Source organism: Brevibacillus sp. FSL K6-0770 (genome assembly GCF_038000275.1).
Classification (GTDB): domain Bacteria; phylum Bacillota; class Bacilli; order Brevibacillales; family Brevibacillaceae; genus Brevibacillus; species Brevibacillus parabrevis.
Window position 1 is genome coordinate 4753774 of sequence record NZ_JBBOBQ010000001.1, and the last position, 17930, is coordinate 4771703.

20 protein-coding genes are annotated in these 17930 nt (G+C 49.8%); 7 read left to right on the forward strand and 13 right to left on the reverse strand.

Translation table 11 applies throughout. The features are described from left to right. Position 1: 1 nt before the first annotated feature. From NST23_RS22520 to NST23_RS22560, 9 genes are all read right to left on the reverse strand, one after another. A complete protein-coding gene (locus NST23_RS22520; RefSeq protein WP_173599261.1) occupies positions 2-601 on the reverse strand; it encodes a hypothetical protein in 600 nt (199 codons plus the stop codon). Between the two features lie 262 nt (positions 602-863). Further along, positions 864-1118, reverse strand: a complete 255-nt coding sequence (locus NST23_RS22525; RefSeq protein ID WP_242774519.1) for a DUF1450 domain-containing protein — start codon at positions 1116-1118, stop codon at positions 864-866. A gap of 218 nt (positions 1119-1336) precedes the next feature. Next, positions 1337-2272, reverse strand: a complete 936-nt coding sequence (locus NST23_RS22530; RefSeq protein ID WP_122964591.1) for a cation diffusion facilitator family transporter — start codon at positions 2270-2272, stop codon at positions 1337-1339. Between the two features lie 230 nt (positions 2273-2502). Further along, positions 2503-3414 (reverse strand): N-acetylmuramic acid 6-phosphate etherase, encoded by a 912-nt coding sequence (gene murQ, locus NST23_RS22535; protein ID WP_122964590.1) that lies wholly within the window; start codon positions 3412-3414, stop codon positions 2503-2505. Positions 3415-3478: 64 nt separating this feature from the next. Next, positions 3479-5062, reverse strand: a complete 1584-nt coding sequence (locus NST23_RS22540; RefSeq protein WP_173597529.1) for a glycoside hydrolase family 3 protein — start codon at positions 5060-5062, stop codon at positions 3479-3481. A gap of 14 nt (positions 5063-5076) precedes the next feature. After that, entirely contained in the window at positions 5077-6039 is a 963-nt protein-coding gene (locus NST23_RS22545; protein ID WP_280648546.1) for a GNAT family N-acetyltransferase, read from the reverse strand. Between the two features lie 28 nt (positions 6040-6067). Continuing rightward, positions 6068-6895 carry a carbohydrate ABC transporter permease gene (locus tag NST23_RS22550; RefSeq protein ID WP_122964587.1) on the reverse strand — a complete coding sequence of 276 codons (828 nt, stop codon included), beginning with the start codon at positions 6893-6895 and terminating at the stop codon, positions 6068-6070. Positions 6896-6930: 35 nt separating this feature from the next. Beyond that, the gene (locus tag NST23_RS22555; protein WP_340964615.1) at positions 6931-7881 is read right to left on the reverse strand and encodes a carbohydrate ABC transporter permease; all 951 of its coding nucleotides are present in this window, start codon (positions 7879-7881) and stop codon (positions 6931-6933) included. A 31-nt stretch (positions 7882-7912) separates the two neighbouring features. Next, positions 7913-9241, reverse strand: a complete 1329-nt coding sequence (locus NST23_RS22560; protein WP_281869468.1) for an ABC transporter substrate-binding protein — start codon at positions 9239-9241, stop codon at positions 7913-7915. Positions 9242-9636: 395 nt separating this feature from the next. On the opposite strand from NST23_RS22560, the gene NST23_RS22565 reads away from it, so the two are divergent. Further along, on the forward strand, positions 9637-10236 hold the full coding sequence (locus NST23_RS22565; RefSeq protein WP_122964584.1) for an undecaprenyl-diphosphatase: 600 nt from the start codon (positions 9637-9639) through the stop codon (positions 10234-10236). Between the two features lie 71 nt (positions 10237-10307). On the opposite strand, the gene NST23_RS22570 is transcribed toward NST23_RS22565, so the two are convergent. After that, positions 10308-10814, reverse strand: a complete 507-nt coding sequence (locus NST23_RS22570) for a DUF1648 domain-containing protein (protein WP_122964583.1) — start codon at positions 10812-10814, stop codon at positions 10308-10310. Positions 10815-10944: 130 nt separating this feature from the next. On the opposite strand from NST23_RS22570, the gene NST23_RS22575 reads away from it, so the two are divergent. Further along, complete coding sequence (locus NST23_RS22575) at positions 10945-12279, forward strand: MFS transporter (protein ID WP_340964617.1); 1335 nt, start codon at positions 10945-10947, stop codon at positions 12277-12279. Positions 12280-12570: 291 nt separating this feature from the next. Here the strand turns inward: NST23_RS22575 and NST23_RS22580 are convergent, their stop codons facing one another. Further along, complete coding sequence (locus NST23_RS22580; RefSeq protein WP_122964581.1) at positions 12571-13032, reverse strand: OsmC family protein; 462 nt, start codon at positions 13030-13032, stop codon at positions 12571-12573. 307 nt (positions 13033-13339) lie between these two features. Here NST23_RS22580 and NST23_RS22585 point away from each other — a divergent pair, with 307 nt between their 5' ends. Continuing rightward, complete coding sequence (locus NST23_RS22585; protein WP_340964620.1) at positions 13340-14476, forward strand: TolB family protein; 1137 nt, start codon at positions 13340-13342, stop codon at positions 14474-14476. 21 nt (positions 14477-14497) lie between these two features. After that, complete coding sequence (locus NST23_RS22590; RefSeq protein WP_242774509.1) at positions 14498-14641, forward strand: hypothetical protein; 144 nt, start codon at positions 14498-14500, stop codon at positions 14639-14641. Between the two features lie 196 nt (positions 14642-14837). Here NST23_RS22590 and NST23_RS22595 read toward each other — a convergent pair whose 3' ends face one another. Continuing rightward, positions 14838-15263 (reverse strand): hypothetical protein, encoded by a 426-nt coding sequence (locus NST23_RS22595; protein ID WP_173597523.1) that lies wholly within the window; start codon positions 15261-15263, stop codon positions 14838-14840. Positions 15264-15544: 281 nt separating this feature from the next. On the opposite strand from NST23_RS22595, the gene NST23_RS22600 reads away from it, so the two are divergent. From NST23_RS22600 to NST23_RS22610, 3 genes are all read left to right on the forward strand, one after another. Beyond that, on the forward strand, positions 15545-15802 hold the full coding sequence (locus NST23_RS22600) for a hypothetical protein (protein WP_063227427.1): 258 nt from the start codon (positions 15545-15547) through the stop codon (positions 15800-15802). Positions 15803-15989: 187 nt separating this feature from the next. Further along, entirely contained in the window at positions 15990-16373 is a 384-nt protein-coding gene (locus NST23_RS22605) for a MerR family transcriptional regulator (RefSeq protein WP_280648552.1), read from the forward strand. 42 nt (positions 16374-16415) lie between these two features. Further along, positions 16416-17582, forward strand: a complete 1167-nt coding sequence (locus tag NST23_RS22610; protein WP_340964622.1) for an MFS transporter — start codon at positions 16416-16418, stop codon at positions 17580-17582. A gap of 164 nt (positions 17583-17746) precedes the next feature. Here the strand turns inward: NST23_RS22610 and NST23_RS22615 are convergent, their stop codons facing one another. Next, positions 17747-17917, reverse strand: coding sequence for a hypothetical protein (locus NST23_RS22615; protein WP_173600144.1), 171 nt, complete (start codon positions 17915-17917; stop codon positions 17747-17749). Positions 17918-17930: the final 13 nt, after the last annotated feature.

The window sequence follows — 17930 nt, forward strand, 5'->3', positions numbered from 1 at the left end:
TTTAGATATTTCCTTGAAGGAATTTATCTACTTGAGTTATGAAGTCTGCTAAATTATTTGCTCCCTTATCATATTTAGAATCAGATATAAGGACGCAACTTACGTTATATCCATATTTTTCAAAGCTATATTGATAGGCATTTACAGACGGATAGACATTCGCATAATATGCTTTTAAATCATTATCCGGCGAATTATATCTGGCGTTGCTATAATAAATACTGTTTTGCCATTGTTCTTGCTGGGCTCCAAGACGTTTACTAATGCTCATTAGAATGACAGTTCCGTTTGTTTTATTTTTATATATGTAGTTTTTCTGTCTGCCAAATATGGAAGTTTCTATTTCTTTTTGCTGTGGGCCCAAGATAATGTCCGGAGTTGTCAGCATGTTTTCATTACCTTGCAGTAACTCTTCATAGCCTTCTGGCTTAAACTTTTCGTCTATTTTTTTGGTAAAAGCTATAAATTTGTCTCTATCAGTTTCCGACAGATATCCCGTCTGCTTGCTTTCAGAAAGAGAAATAAAACTATATGAATACCCACCAATTCCAAAGACAATTAAATAGCTGACGACCAAAAAGATTAGTTTAGTTTTTCTCATCTACGAGCCCCCTTTTTATGATCTATTTGTTGTTACTAAACAAAACTCAAATAACAAAAAATGTAAATCAATTACTCAAAATGAACTGTACTATATTTTACAATTTTTGGTAAGTCACTTTGTATAAGTTTATATATTTTGAAATTTCATTAATCCATCATTAACTCCTTGATAATATGCCTTATTTCGCTATCCTCATTAGTAGTCTCTATCAGCAAAAGTTTTGGAGCATACGATCATCCACACAAAAAAACGCAGAAGGTCACGCCCCTTCTGCGTCCTGGTATACCGCGGTTGTCGCCGCCCATTTTTCTTTCAGTCGCTCCAGCAGTTCTTGCCCGTCGTTGCCCACCACGTTTTTGCCGTTGAACAGGGCAAACGCTTTTTCCAGGCATTGACCGCAATAGTTGACACAGCGCTCATCGATTACTTGCACGTCGGGAAGCTGCCTGACCTCGTCCCTCACCCATTTCAGACTGCCTTCCAGATTGCACGGACAAAACTTGATTGTTTGCACCAGCGTATCCTCCACTCGAATTTTGGCATGCGATTATACCGGAATTTTACAGTCTATTCAGAATACACAGCAAGAGCATGCGTAAAACCACAAACGCTTTAAAGCAGCAAGGAAAAAACAAAGCCGGGCTAGTTGCCAGAACCTGTACAGCAAAACCTGCACATGATCTGGAACCGCCCGGCTTTTGTTAATGGACCGCACACGCCACAGCATTCCGCTTACGTCTGCGGCAGCAAAAATTGCTTCCCGTACTCCCCGTGATCGAGGATCATCGGGTGCTCGATCTGAATCGTCGAATGCTCGATGCCGTACTTTGTTTTCAACAGATGATTGATGCCGAGAATCACGCAATACGGTTGAATATCTTCCCTCACGAACACATGCGCCGTCAGCGAATAGTGCTCCGTCGATACCGCCCACAGATGCAGCTCATGCACATCGTAGACTCCTTCCACACTGGCGAGGTCTGCCCGGATTTGATCCAGGTCAAACTGCTCCGGCACAGACTCCATCAACACAGCGAGAGATTCTCGGATGATTTTAAAGCCGCCCATAAAAATGATGGCCCCGATCACCATACTGATCAACGGGTCGAACAAGTAGTAGCCTGTGAAGTAAATGAGAATAGCCGAAGCGATTACCCCGACAGAGCTGAGCAAATCGCCGATGAAGTGCCACAGCGCGCTTTTTACGTTCAGATTGTTTTCTTCCTTCGTGCTTCTGGAGAGAACGACGGTCAGGACGATATTCACAATCAGCCCGATCGAGGCGATCGTCAACATCAGTCCCAAGTCGACGTCTTGCGGATGAATCATCCGGTTGATCCCTTCGATCGCAATCCCGATGGCAATGACGGCAAGAGCCAGACCGTTCAGAAACGAGGCAATGATTTCAAAGCGCAGAAAGCCAAACGTATACTTTTTGTTCGGCTTGCGCGTCGCCATGTAAATCGCGGTCATGCTCAGGCCGAGGGCGATCACGTCCGAGATCATATGCGCCGAGTCGGACAAGAGCGCGAGCGAGTTGGACAGCAAGCCGCCCACAATTTCGACAATCGTAAAAAACAAAGTCAAGATCAGTGTAATCCACAGCGTTTTCTTCGACTTTTGCTGTTCCTTCACGTGATCGAGATGATGATAGTCAGCATGATTCATAAGAAGCACCCCCATAATCAATATAGAACAATTACAATATAATAATTAATTTAATTATAGAGTGTTCCAGTGATTTCATCAAATGAACATTTTATGGATCATACTACTGATTTTCATTCCCATCCCGGCCATTCTCAATGCTTTGCGCCCCCAAAAGGCAAAAAGGCTTCGCCAGTCGTCGTCGCCTGGCAAAGCCTTCGTTACACCGTCTGAATCAGCTATGTCCTCCTCTACCTGGACACATGCCCTTCCATGATCGGTCGAATATTCCCTTTGTATTGTTCCAGCAAGCGCACAGACTCTTCCCGCGCCAACGCTGTTTTTTTCATGACAATCGCCAGCTTGGCGTCTCCATTCGCTTGCGCCAAAAGCTGCTCCGCTTCTTCCGGCGGCACTTGCGCGGCCTCTGCTACGATCTGCTTGGCTCGCTCCTTCAGCTTTTCATTTGTGATCTGCACGTTCACCATCAAGTTTTTGTACACCTTGCCCAAGCGCACCATGCATGTCGTCGTAATCATGTTCAATACCATTTTTTGCGCAGTCGCCGCCTTCAGCCGCGTAGAGCCTGTTACGACCTCCGGGCCGACCACCACGTTGATCGAGGCGTCCACGCCCTCATTGATTTCGGCAGCAGGGTTGCACGACAAGGAAATGATTTTCGCCTTCAATCGTCCCGCTTCCTCCAGCGCCCCTTTTACATAGGGAGTCCGTCCGCTCGCGGCAATGCCCACTACCGCATCGCCTTCGCGCACGCCATGCGCCACAACATCTTCCTGCCCCAAATGGGCGAGATCCTCTGCGCCCTCGATTGCTTTCACGACCGCTTCCACTCCGCCAGCGATCACGCCTTGCACCAATGCAGGGTCTGTGCCAAAAGTCGGCGGGCACTCCGCAGCATCCAGTAGTCCAAGACGTCCGCTGGTGCCTGCGCCAAAATAAAACAGCCTTCCGCCGTTTTGCAGGCATTCCGCGATCATATCGATTGCCCGAGCAATGGCAGGCAGTTCTTTTTCCACGCAATAAGCGACTTTTTTATCCTCTTCGTTCATGAGTCTGACGATATCGAATGTCGAGAGCAAATCCAAATCTTCGGATTGCTTGTTCTTTGTTTCCGTGGTCAAGCCGCTCAGTTGATTTCTCATGCGCTACCTCCCCGTCAGTTTTGTTTTGTCACTTGTTTTTGCGTCCAAAGTTTCCATGCTGCTCCTACATCCTGACAGGTAATCGACCAGTTGGTTTTTGCTTGCCAAACAATACATCCGCTACGGCTTCGATTGCCAGCTTGCGATGATCGTACACCGCGAGACAAGCATCGACTTCGGGAAATGCGCCCAGGTCGTACGGGTTTCGCAGCGCTACCGCGATCACTTTTTTGCCTTGACCGGACAGTTGCTTGACCAACTGCGCCTGCCCTTCGTAAAGATGGGCGTTGTACGTAAAGACAATGACCGTTTCAAAAGGCGCCATCGCGGCAAAAGCTTGCTCTACTTCTTCCCGCGTCGGTTGCAACGAACGCAGAAAATGGCATTGTACCGGGCTATACGCTTGCAAAGACGCTGCCAAAAGTTCCGCTTCCGCCTGCTGGTCCTCATCCTCGGCCAACGTCACTCGCCCGACTCGCGGCATGATCACGCCAAGCGTCGCAGCCTGCTTCGGAATGGGGACGATCCCGCGCTCATTTTTCAGCACCGTGACAGCCTGCGCCAGCACTTCCTTCGCCAAATGCTCGTGCCCGGCCCGGTCAAAAGCAGGAGGCGTCGTCGCAGCATACGTCTCCCAGGAAAGAAAACGCCGCTTCAAAGCCAAAACCCGATTGACTGCTTCGTCTACGCGGGCTGGGGAAATCTCGCCGTTTTCAATCGCCTCGACCAGTCGGTCATACGTCTGCTGCTGAACCTCATGCGTATGGGAGACCAGCACCATATCCACGCCAGCGTTGAGCGAGAGCACCGCCGCTTCCGGCACGCCAGTGGAGTTGGCAATCGCCGCCATTTCCAGGCAGTCGGTAATCGCGACTCCGGAAAACCCAAGTTCCCTTCGCAAAATGTCCGTCACGAGCTGCTGCGAGATCGAAGCAGGCAGTCCGCTGGCATCGATGGTCGGTAAGCTGACATGACCAATCATGACCACCGGAGTGCCTGCCTCGATGCAGTGCCGAAACGGAGCCAGCTCGACCTGTGTGAGCCTTTGCCAATCGTGCGGCAAAACCGGAATCGCTTCATGCGAGTCTGTGTGCGTGTCTCCATGTCCGGGGAAATGCTTTACTGCCGGAATGACGCCGCTCGCCAGCAAACCGTGCATGGCTGCTTCGCCAAATTGCCCGACTGCCGCTGGGTCAGCCCCAAATGAACGAACGCCGATCACCGGATTTTGCGGGTTGTTGTTCACGTCGATGACAGGAGCAAAATTGACGCCAATCCCGGCCGCTCGCAGCTCCGCGCCTGTCGCTGCGTATATTTGCCGCGCCAAGTCTGGATTTCCCGTCGCTCCGAGCGCCATCGCCCCGGGGAATGCTGTCGCTTCTTGCAGTCTCGACACCACCCCGTTTTCCTGATCCGTCCCGATCAATAGCGGGCAGCAGTGCCCGGCCTCCTTTGCCCAGCCTTGCATCGTGCCCACGCGCTCAAATGTTTCCGCGTGCGAACCGATGTTGCGGCTGAACAAAATGACGTTGCCAATCTGCCGCTCCTTGATCCATTTTTCCATCTCTTGTGGCAGATCGAGCGTCTGGTACCCGATCATCAGCAACTGCCCAACTTTTTGCTCCACACTCATCTGCTCTGCGCGCATGGAGATCCCCCTTCTCACAGCTCCTTGCTGTATTTGGCGTACTGCTTCCAGCTTGAATAGCCGAGCTTGGCGTAAAAGTTCATGAGCGCAGTCCAGTCGATGACAATTTGCCGCACGCCGCGCTTGCGCAGCATGGCAATCCCTGCCTGGACAATCGCCAGTCCCAAACCGCTTCCCCGATGCGCCGGGTCGATGCCAAGCGGCCCGATCCCGCCCAATTCCTGCTCAAACAGCGGCGACCAGTACACGTTTTGGGCAATGAACGGCGAGTTGGCATCGTTAATCCGGCAAAAGCCGACGATTTCTTTTTGCCGCTCCAAAACAACGAACTCGCGCCCGGTTCCCCCGCGCTGAAAATAGTGGATCGCCTCGTACTCCCAGCGCCCCGGAAAGCAGCGGTGCAAAAAGGCCAGAAAAGCTTCCTTGTCTGCTTGCGTCAACAACCGGAAGCAACCGTCGGAAACTTGCGGCAGCGGCGATGCTTCCTCCTCTGCGGCATAGCGGCAGAGCAGATCGTTTTCCAGCGGCTCCAGCAGACTGTATCCTCGCGCGGCAAACCAGTCTTTGACCGCCGTCGATTCATCAGGGATGCCAGGAAAGTAATGATACGGATCGCGCCCCAGCCAAATTTTTTGCACCCCTCGCTGCTGCAAAGCCCGCTCCGCCCGCGTCAGCAGCTCCCCGCCGATTCCTTGCCCGCGAAACTCGTGATCCACCAGCAACACTTGAATCCAGCCGACACCTTTTCCCAGCTGGACATCGAGTTTTTCCTGCCAGCATTTCGCCACAGCGAACCCTGCCGGACGGCGCGTGGCAGAATCGATGGCAATCCAGGAGCCGGCTTGCAGCACGTTTTTGTCTGCGAAGCTGTTTTGCTGAAAAAGCTCGGGCCGCATCGGGAAGCGCTCGCCAAGCTCCTGGTTCCACAGCTCGCACAAAGCATCCAGATACAGCTCGTCTAATGGTACATAAAACATGCGTTTCATCCGCCTCCTATTGCCTCGCCTACTTTAGCCCGGAAGTTTTGGAGCCTTCCACGAAATATTTTTCCGCAAACAAAAAGACGATCAAAATCGGAATCAAACTGATCAACGCCCCGGCGACCAGCAGCTGGTCATCGGTCTTGTACTGTCCGCGCAGCGACAAAATTCCGATCGGCAGCGTAAAATGCTCTTCGGATAGCAAATAAATCACAGGCGCGAGAATCTCGTTCCATTTGCCCATGAACGTAAATACGGCCAGTGTCGCCAGCGCCGGCTTGCACATCGGCAAAAATACCCGCCAGTAAATCTGGAACGGATTGCAGCCATCCAGCTTGGCCGCTTCCTCGTAGTCTTTTGGAATGCTCAAAAATGCTTGCCTCATCAGAAAAATCGCGAACGGCTGTCCCAGCCACTCCAAAATCCACAGCGGCGTGAGCGAGTCGAGCATGCCCAAATTTTTGAAGATAATGAACTGCGGGATGATCGTCACAATCCCCGGAATCATCATCGTACCGAGCACGATCATGAACAGCGTGTCACGAAACGGAAACTTCAAGCGAGCGAAAGCAAACGCGATCATCGAGCTGGACAACAGCGTACCGACTACGGAAAGAACGGCGACAATCACACTGTTCACCGTATAGCTGCTGAAATTCGCCTGCTCCCACACCTGCGAGTAGTTGCTCCACTTCACAGGGTCAGGCAGCCACTCCGGCGGAAATTGCATGTATTGCTTGTACGTTTTCAACGAGTTGAAGACAGTCGTCAAAAACGGCACAACCATGATCAAAGTGCTGGCGAGAACAAACAGGTATCCGAATAGTTTATTGAGCGGAAAACGCTTTTGCATGGCTACCCCCTTTTCCTCTGCACATCCAGTCAAGTTTAGTCATAGTGAACCCATTTCTTTTGCAATTTGAATTGCACCAAAGTAATCGCCAGCAGGATGAGGAACAACACCCAGGCAATCGCGGAGGCGTAGCCCATCTTGTAAAAGCTGAAGCCTTGTCTGAACATGAGCAGCATCAGGACGAGGCTCGCATTGTTGGCGCCGCCCGTCGATCCTGCTTCGGTTGACCCGCCCGTCATGACAAAGATTTGCTCGAAATTTTGAAAAGAGTAGATCGTGTTCAAAATAATGACGAGAAACGTCGTACCGGAAATCATCGGCACAGTCACCCGCCAAAACTTTTGCCAGGCGTTGGCGCCATCAATCGAAGCCGCCTCGTACATGTCGTTGGAAATCCCTTGAAGTCCCGCCAAAAAAATAATCATCATGTAGCCGACCGACTTCCAGATCGCGATGAGCACGAGCACCGGAATGACCCACACTTCGTCGATCAGCCAGCTTTGCGGTGCAATCGCGAAGTGGGCGAGAATGGCATTGGCAAAACCGATCCGCTGGTTGAACACCGCATCCGCCACATAGGCAATTACCGTCCAGGAAGAGATCACTGGCAAAAAGTGCGCCATGCGGAACAGCTTTAGCCCTTTCAGCTTTTGGTTCAGCGCGACTGCCAGCAAAAGGGCCAAAAACGTCTTGGCCGGAACGTACAAAAGCGTGAAGTAGACCGTGTTCCACAGCGCCTGGTAAAACAGCGGGTCCGCGAACAGCTTTTCATAGTTGTCCAGGCCAGTCCACTTGGGCGGATTCAAAATATCGTAGTCGGAAAAGCTGAAATACAGGGAAGCAAGGGAAGTTCCTACGACAAACACGAGAAAATGGATCAGGTAGGGGGAGACGAGAAGCAGTCCCCATCTCCCCTCGCTGTCCAGCCATTTCCGTTTCTTTTTCACATCAGGCTGTGCCTGTAGCTTGTTCGGTATCTCCAGCATCGCTCGCTACACTTCCTCCCCTGATGGTTTGCTATTGCTTCTTGAAGAAGTCATCCAAAACTTTTTGTACCCCTTGATCGGTTTTCGAGATGTAATCGTCCACACTCATCTTGTCCATGAACAGCTCGGCCAAGTTGTCTGTGACGACTTTCAGCCATTCGGCAAAGACGGCATTCGTATCGATCGTTCCGGCGAAGTCCAGGCTATTCAGGAACACTTTTTTGTTGTCGGGCTTGATGCTCGGATTCAGGAACATCTCGGAGTTGGCGACCGATTTTTTCACCGGGATCGCTTCGCCCACCTCTGCCCATTCTTTTTGCGCCTCGTCCGATGTCGTCCAATACGTGATCCATTCCTGGGCTGCTTTGACTTTTTGCTCCTCGGCTTTTTTGTTGATGACCCACGAGTTGGCGATGACAGGCGCAAAACGTTTGCCGTCCGGGCCTTTAGGCATCGGCGCGACATCGTAGTTCAAGCCTGCTCCGTTCATCGAGGTCGTCGCCGCGTAAATGTCGATCTGCATCGCCGTGGCCCCGCTCAAAAACACCTTGAAATTGCTTTGGAACGCTTTCAGCTCTGCCGGGTTGGGGAACAGCTTGCGCTTCATGCCGTCCGCCATCCACTCCACCGCTTTTTTGTTTTCCGGCGAGTCGATGATCGATTGCGTCATCGTCGGATCGAGAACGCCGCCGCCGTACGCTTTCATAATGTTGAACGCACCGCGCGAGCTTCCGAAGAACGTAAATCCGTACTGCTTCACCGCGTTTTTGTCAAAAGCAGGGTCGTCCGCATTTTTCCCGCTCGCATCAAGCGTCAGCTTGGCGGCAGCCGCCTTCAAATCATCCCAGGTCCAGTCAGCCGTCGGATAAGCGACTCCAGCCTTGTCGAACAAATCTTTGTTGTAGAAAAGCGCCCCGACCTGGATGCCCTGCGGCACGCCCCAATATTTGCCGGAAGCGTCTTTGTTGAACTCCACGCCAAGCACTTCGTCTTTGTTGACTTCCTTCGTGACGTAATCGGTAATATCGCGAATCGCTCCGCGCTGGGCAAAGCCGAATACTTTCGTCCCGTCGCTTTGCCAGATGTCAGGCGCATTTCCTGCGGCGATTTGCGTCGTCAGCTTCTGGTAAAAGTCTTCGTAGGGCGCTGTCACTGTCTTGATTTTGATATGCGGGTGAGACTGTTCGAATTTTGCAATAATTTCTTCCATCTTTTTCTTCGTCGGCGGGTCAGAAGTATACCCCATGTACAGCTCCACCTTGTCTCCCTGCTGCGTCGACGATTGGCTACATCCTCCCACGAGCAATGCCGCTGCCAGACTGGCGATCCCTACTACGGATAAAAACTTGCTTTTTTTCATGGAAAGCCTCCCCTTTTCAAAAAATGTCCTTCTCTCTAGCAAAAGAAAAATGATTGCTTTGCCAGCCGTTCGATTCGTCCCGCTGTACCGTGGCTAATGAGCGTCAACCAAAAACTCCCCCTTCGCCTTCTGCTTGCAGCGCCTCTATTGCGAGAATTTACTGGCAATTTGTTACATACCTGTATTATAGACTCTTGAAACAAAATATCAAGATATCTTCTTAATCATAAAATAAAATTTCAAAATTTCTTTTTCGACACCCGCTGTTCGCTTTTCTCGTTCCGTGTCGAGAGCCAACCTTACACCATTGTAATTTTATGTAATCTAAATCGATTTCTTCTCTGCTGCCCGTTGGTTAGTATTTTCCTATTGTCAAAGAAAGGGGCTGGCTATTTTTGAATTTGATGGAACTCAATGTGCAGTGCTTCCGGGCGATCAACGACCTGGGAAAGCAGTATCCAGAACTGAATCCGGCGTTTTACGCCATCGCGGAATATACGGTCTACGCGCTGGCTCTGTGCGCCCTGCTCTACTGGTTCACGCGAGACTCGCAAAATCGCATGATGGTAATCTGTGCGACAGCCACGTTTGTCATGGCGGAGGTGCTCGGAAAACTGGCTGGGACTCTGCATACTAACAACCAGCCATTCGCCGAGCTTGCCAATGTGAATCAGCTGGTGCAAAAAGCCGTAGACAATTCGTTTCCGAGCGACCATACGATCTTGTTTTTCTCTTTCTGTGTCAGCTTTTGGCTGTTCCAAAGAAAAACGGGCATTCTCTGGATGCTGCTCGCTGTGTGCGTAGGTTTGTCCCGCATTTGGGTAGGCGTACACTATCCGGCCGACGTCCTCGTAGGCGCTCTGATCAGCATCGGCTCGGCATTGACCGTCTTCCTGCTGTTGCCGCGCTTCGCTTTTGTACATAGCTTGCTTTCCTTCTATGAAAAAATGGAAAGCGCTATTTTGCCCGTCAAGCCACGCTCCAAAGGATTGTAAAGCAGCACAAAAAAGCCCGAAGCGCGCTCCTTTTGCTCAAAGGAGTGGATGCTTTGGGCTTTTTTGCGATCTCAGCGAATTTTGTTCAAGTTGCTGAAGCCGTAAACGAGTTGAATGACGATCCCGGCTGCCACGACAGGCAAAAACCATTTGCCGAATCCGCCTCCCCACCCCATGGCGATCGAAACCGATTCCAGCAAAATCGCAGAAAACACGATCAGACACATATTTTTTAACTGATTCACTATTTTTCGACTCTGCAAATAAAATTGCTCCGCGTTGGACTCATTGAATCGCTTCGGGTAGTTGTACACTTCCGGATGCTTTTCCAAAAGCTGCATCAAGCCAAAGATGAATGCCCCGATCCCGGGCAAGATGAGCAGCTCCCACTTGGACCCCCAGCGATCCACTTCTCCCACCGCGTCAAAATGGGCTGGAACCTTGTCCGGCAGTTCCCCCCAAACGAACAGCAAAAAGACGATTCCACCGATATAAAAGAAGGCCCCCAGAATGTCCCATATCCATTCGCTTTTCGACTTGGCGATTTCGATTTTTGGGCGTCCCCACCAATCGGACATAGAGATACTCCCTTCTGTTTGTCAAACTGGTTTGACTTTTCTAGAAATTGGAGATAAGATTCATCCAGTTCCGTTTCCCATGAAACCATTTTGCTACATACAAACAGCTACAATAGAAGGAGAGAAAGCCATGGTGCGTCATTCTAATCATAATTTGCAGCCTTTGCAAAATCAACAGGCCCATTTTCGATGTTTTATCGATTCACCCCATGAGCGACAACGGCTTTACAAGCGGACACTCTTGATCGTCGTCATCTCGCAAATTTTTGGCGGCGCCGGACTCGCCGCTGGCGTCACGGTCGGTGCCCTGCTCGCCCAAGACATGCTGGGAACCGAAAGTCTCGCTGGCATTCCCGCTGCCTTGCTTACGCTTGGCTCCGCGCTGGCCGCTCTGTTGGTCGGCAAAATTTCGCAACGCCATGGTCGCCGCTTCGGTCTGGCAGCCGGCTTCCTCGCGGGCGGAATCGGCGCCATCGGGGTGATCCTCGCTGCCACGACGCAAAATATCGTCCTGCTGTTTGCCTCGCTGCTCGTTTACGGCGCCGGGACAGCCACCAACCTGCAAGCCCGCTATGCCGGAACCGATCTGGCCCAGCCGCAGCAGCGCGCGACCGCTGTCAGTACCGCACTCGTTTCTACCACCTTTGGCGCAGTGGCTGGCCCGAATCTGGTGGAAACGATGGGCCGTTTTGCCACTTCCATCGGCGTGCCGCCGCTGGCTGGTCCCTTTATTTTAGGGGCTGCGGCTTTTCTTTGCGCCGGACTGGTCTTTTTGTTCCTGCTTCGCCCAGACCCGCTGCTGGTTGCCCAAGCGATTGCCGATGCCCAGGCCCGCGAAGAGAAACATCCCGAACATCTGGCGGATAGCCAGTCTGTCGCCAACAGCCGCGGCATCATCGTCGGTGCAACGATCATGATTTTGACCCAAATCGTCATGGTTGCGATCATGACGATGACTCCCATCCATATGAAACATCACGGCCATGGCTTGAGCGAAGTCGGTCTCGTCATCAGCGTGCATATTGGCGCCATGTACTTGCCTTCGCTTATGACTGGCATACTCGTGGACAAAATCGGACGCTCTGCCATGGCGCTTGCTGCTGGCATCACGCTGCTCGCGGCAGGAGTGCTCGCTGCTTTGGCCCCTGCTGATTCCATGCTGCTGCTCGTCCTCGCTCTGGCCCTGCTCGGACTCGGCTGGAATTTTGGCCTGATCAGCGGTACAGCCCTGATCGTCGACGCGACTCCGCTCGCTACACGAGCGAAAACCCAAGGGACGGTCGACGTCCTGATCGCCCTTGCCGGAGCATCTGGCGGAGCTTTGTCCGGCATGGTCGTCTCCGGTGCCAGCTACGCCACGCTGTCGCTCGCTGGCGGCTTCCTTTCCCTGTTGCTGATCCCTGTTTTGATCTGGTCGAAAAAGAAGCAAGCGGCAACGCATTCTGAAAACGCACCGCTGGGGTAAGGCAGGCAGCGTTGGACGATTCCCGCAGAAAGAGGCGAAGCTTTTCGCCTCTTTTTGTCATTTTTGCTGCGCTCTCGCCGCTATACGCGCAGCTCCCCACGCACACATCATGTCGTTTTGTAGAGTTGAAAACTGAATTTTTCGGGCGGCCTTCGTGTTGCCCTACTTCTCTCAGCTCCCTCTCATCAAACCGTACGTGAGGTTTTCCCACATACCGCTTTCCGGGCACGCTTCACACAGAAAAAGAGGCAGAGAATCTCCCGCCTCTTTTCTTTTGCTCATCAGCAAAAATTAGCCCAGCTTGCTTGCAGCATTCCCGATGACAATTCCGTTTAGCTTGAGCGTGACCGGATTGGCAATCGTGTCGCCGACAGGGCATGTCTTCTCCAAAAACTGAATGAATGCTTCCACTTGCTCTCGGGATGCGTCCGTCTTGATATGAAAGGTATAGCGAATCTCGGAGTAACCGCGACGCACATCGGATTTGTTCATGAAGCCATCTGTATCGAGGTCGCCTTCTACCTCCACCCAAAAGTCGTCGAGCTGCACACCAAACTTTTTCGCATACGCACGCGCTACAATCGATTGGCACGCGCCAAGGGCGGACAGCACCAATTCGACAGGATTCATCGCTGTATCCGTTCCGCCAAGGCTTCTCGGCTCGTCGACCGTTACCTCGAAGTTTCTGGAATGCGCCTTGACGACCATTCCCTCCTGAAGATGCGCGGTTGCTTTGAATGTTTCAACTGGCATGATCCCACTCCCTTTCCTATCTTTCACATCCTATTGCAAATCTTAACACATTTATCCGATTGTTTTAATATGAATTATTGCAAAATCTTGAAAAGATAAAAAAGATAGCAAGTCGAGATGTTTTGTCGCGAAAACTTTTTATCTATTTGGATTTCCTGTGACCCGATGTACTCTTCTTACGGCTAAGCCAATGGCGGAAACTGCCCTTCATTTCGCACCTCTTCCCGCATGCTGGCATACCATTTCTTTCTTTTTTTGTAACTTTTCAACCTTTCGGGCGTCTTCTTATTGCAGAAAGGATGATTCGATGAAAATAACCCGTATGATTGCTCTAACAACATTGTTTCTTGCTGTCTCACTGTTTCCGTCCCTGGCATTGCCGACAGCAAGCGCAGCAACTGCATCGGCAACAGCCACTCCAACAGACCCGCCAAGCAAAATATATCGGATCGGTCTGGATGGCAAAAAGCAGACGCTCGTCGCTCAATTGCCTGCCGTACACCGCGCGAGCATGTCGCCGAGCGGACGTTTTGTGTACGCCGAAAAGCAAGGATTCACAAACAACGCACCGACCATTCCTTATTTGTACGACACCAAAACCAAGCAGTTCAGCCAGTTGAACGGCTTCGCCAAATGGGCTTCTGGCAAAGATGAGCTGTTAATGGTCGAGCAAGCCAGCTTGTACCGCTACAACCCGCTCACCAAGCAAAAAACGTTGCTTGCCAACGGCACGGCCGACACGCCAATCCTCGATTATGCGATGGCACCAGACGGCCATTACCTCGTCTTTGTGCAAGCCAATCTCAAAGAGCCAGATGCCACCAAACGCTACAAGCTGTACTTGCAAGACATGAACTCACTGAAAATGAAGGTAAATGACCAATTTTCGCTCAGTGACGACCAACTCAAAAGCTACATGGTGCCAGACTTGTTTTATTGGGTGCCGACATCCAAAAAAGTGCTGTACAAGGCAAACGGAGCGATAAAAGAACTCGATTTGCCAACCGGACTCAAGTACACGTATTCTTTTAAAAACTTCCCCTCGTATTCCAACGATATGAAGCTGCGGTTTGACTTCAAGGAACTTCACGGTTTCATCACCGACCTGCAAACCGGAAAGAGTGTATCGACCCAAGATAATTACACTGCGGACCCAAACGATTTGGAGCGTCAATTGACGAGAATCTACTGGTCGCCGACTGGCCATAACTATGTCGCGGACAAATACTGGCACCCCTCGAACGGTCAAGATTTCTATGCCCAGCTTGTGATCAAAACAACAACCAAATCGTTTGTGTATCCATTCGATAATAGCTTTTACATGAACTCAAGCGACAATATCCAGTTTTTAGGGTGGGCAGCTGACGGCAAGTCATTTTTTGTCGGCGGTTTGGACTCCGTGCACATGAGCCGTTTTGACAAGTGGGAGTATCGGGAGAGGTAAGACAGATTGGGGAGATGGTGAATGATCGAGCCAAAATATGCAGTAAAAAGCTGCGCACTTCAAGAAGGCGTCGGACAGCTTGAAGTATTTTGGGAAGTTAACAACGTTGATTTACAAATCACATACTTCCTCTTCTACGATTGTGATGGAATGCAGCACCAGTAAAAGGAGCCGAATTGGTCATTAAAAAGCTATCTTAAACGCTATTCCATCAACGTCCCTCGGGTTACCGAGGGGTGTTTTCGTTTTGCCTGGTAGTATCCGAAATTAACACTTTGTTCATGCCCAATTGTTCGCACTTGAAAAAAAGAAAGAGGAGCCACTTTCGCAGCTCCTCAAAATCTTGAAAAAGGAAGTCTTATTACGGTTTGATAAACGTAAACGGAGAGCCTATTGCTTGTCCATCAACGGTTTTGACTTGAACGGACAGACCATCACCAGAGTCGAAACTTGGTCCGGCAGTCATGATGCCAATATCAAATGTTGTTTGCCCTTGAGCATTTGTTGCATCAAGTTGGACATCGCTTATTGTGGTAGTTCTAGCCACACCTTTTATCCAGTAAGATTCATCATGCGCAGGATCGTTAGCCGTAATTGTAATGTCGATCTTGAACTGGTATCCCACTATTGGAGTAGAGTAGTTATCTCTTGCAGTGACAGTTACCGTTCTTATAACCGAATCATCTCCAATCGGATTATCGATTATCGCAGTTGAGGTTAATGGATGCACAATTCCTGGCATCGGAGGAGTTATTGGTGGGATCACTGGCGGTATAACTGGTGGCACGCTATTCTCGTCTTTTCCCTCTCTATCTGCGGGAGTATAACGAGCCTACACCGTGCGGGCGACTTTCATCGCACACGGCGTGTCATCACCGGATAGGAAATAGTCCTTTCGATCTATTTTTACAACGGACAAGTGTATTATATCACGTTAAAATAAGAAAATAGTAGTATTTTTCAGAAGAAAAGTATCAAATTAAACAGAGTATTCCGTAGACTTCCAGGACAGGAAAATATACTATTATCTTGTATTGATCTATTTTTATTTTAAAGTGAGGGATTTCTGTGATTATTGCGCTTCTGGTCCTTATTGCCGCCGTGTTACTATTCGGCGCAAAAAGTGTGCGGGATTTTATTTCTTCAGCAATCACAGTCGCATTTGCTCTACTAATCCTATTATTCGGAATCGGTTTGATCATGGACAATAGTTGGGGATGGGGAATAGTATGCACCGTATTAGGAGGAGGAATGCTACTCTTAATGCTCTTGATGTTGATCGGGAATACGGTAATGAAAATCATGAAAGTATTTTCTTCTAAATAAAGAAGGCTGAACGGTATCAGGAGCTAACTATGGCATAGCATATAACATAACAAAAGGCTTATTCCTCTTTATGTTCAAGTGGGAATAAGCCTTTTGAATGTTTATCAAACTTATCTTATGCCAAAACAGGACCAGCTTAAAAAAAACGGCTTGCTTTCGAGTGAACTCGAAAGAATATACTTTGTATATGGAAAAGCTGCTAACTATTCGTCAAGTTGCAAATGCCACTGGTCTTAGTGTACACACGCTTCGCTATTACGAAAACATCGGTCTTCTAAGTTCCATCCACCGTAATAAAAATGGCTACCGTTGCTACACAACAGACGACATTGCTTGGATTGATTTTTTGACTCGACTGAAAGCTACTGGCATGCCGATCAGCGCAATGCTCGAAATTGCCGAGCTAAAGCGCCAAGGGGATTCGACACTAACGAAAAGGAGAATCATTTTGGAGGAGCACTATGCAGCTGTGGAGCAGCATATCATGGAGCTGCAAAATCATTTACAATTGCTCGCAAAAAAGATCGTAATTTACAAGGAGATGGAAAAAAACCATGAGTCAACGCGGTAACTTGCTTCACATTTATTTATACAGGGAAAGGAGGTCGCTTGTATGAACAAGCCGTACCTTGCTTTCTTAATTGCTTTCGGAATATTCGGAATCATAAACACCGAGCTTGGCGTAGTCGGTATTTTACCGCAAATTTCCGAGCACTATCAAATCAGCGCTTCGCAAGCAGGACTGCTCGTAAGCTCTTTCGCCTTAATCATCGCCATCTTTGGCCCGGTCATGACGTTATTCTTTTCTGGATTAGACCGTAAAAACATCATGGCTATGGTTCTCGTCGTTTTTGCCATTTCCAATCTGATATGTGCCTTTGCCCCGAATTATGTGGCGTTATTGCTGTTCCGGATCGCGCCTGCCTTTCTCCATCCTGTTTACTTCTCTGTAGCATTTGCGGCGGCTGCCAGTTCAGTGCCAAAAGAGCAGAGCGCCCAAGCTGTAGCCAAAGTGTTTGCGGGAGTAAGCGCAGGAATGGTATTAGGTATTCCCGTCATCTCATTTATTGCTGAACAGTTTTCTCTTGAAGTCTCTTTTCTGTTTTCCGCCAGTCTAAATGCCCTGGCTGCCGGATGTATTTTTTGTTGGGTTCCATCCATGCCCGCAACGGAAAAATTATCGTTCCGCGCCCAACTGGGAGTGCTGCGAAAACCTCCGTTATGGTTTAATATTGCGACTGCTTGTTTCATCCTTGCCGCTTTGTTTGCCGTATACAGCTACTTCGCCGAATATCTTGCCCAAGTGACAACCATGGATCGCAAAGTGATCAGCGCCATGCTGATCGTGTTTGGTATTAGCGCAGTCCTAGGCAATCTGCAAGCTGGCAAGCTTTTAAGCAAGAGTGTTACGAAAACAACATTTTTTTATCCCATCATACTAGCGATGATTTATTTGCTACTATTTTTTGCGGGAACGTACACGATTCCAACCATTATGTTGATCATTTTGTGGGGAGCGGTTTTTGCCAGCGGACTGATTATAAGTCAAACATGGCTTACTTCTGAGGCAACGAAAGCTCCCGAGTTTGGCAATAGCTTGTTTGTATCTTTCGGCAACCTGGGTGTCGCGATAGGCAGCGCGTCAGGCGGCTGGTTCCTATCTGAGCTGGGCACACATCATATTGTCTGGAGTGGGGTGCTTTTTCTCACCCTCGCGTTCCTTTGCATTGTATTGAAGATAAAAATTTTTGATCGACATAATTTATTTGCAAAAGCGTAGTTCATTTCTTGCATCGCAATGCGCTCGCCGACGGCACCCGTTTGCAAACCTGTGCGCTGCCTGCCTTCACTCTTACTAAAAGCAAAGGCTGTCCTGAGGCTCAAATGCCCCCCTATCAGACAGCCTTTGCTTCATTTTTATCCCGATACCGATGCTTTTAGCTCTTACCCCTTATTCCTCAAAAACAATAACCCGAACGCGGACAAGATGCCTAATCCGGCAGCGCCATACGTGTTGATGAGCACTTTCCGTTCCCCCGTTCCCCAGTACAGCAGCCCGTGCAAGGTCAACGAAACGACACAAAGCAAAAATGTCCATTTTACTACTTGCTTCATCGTCGATCTGCTC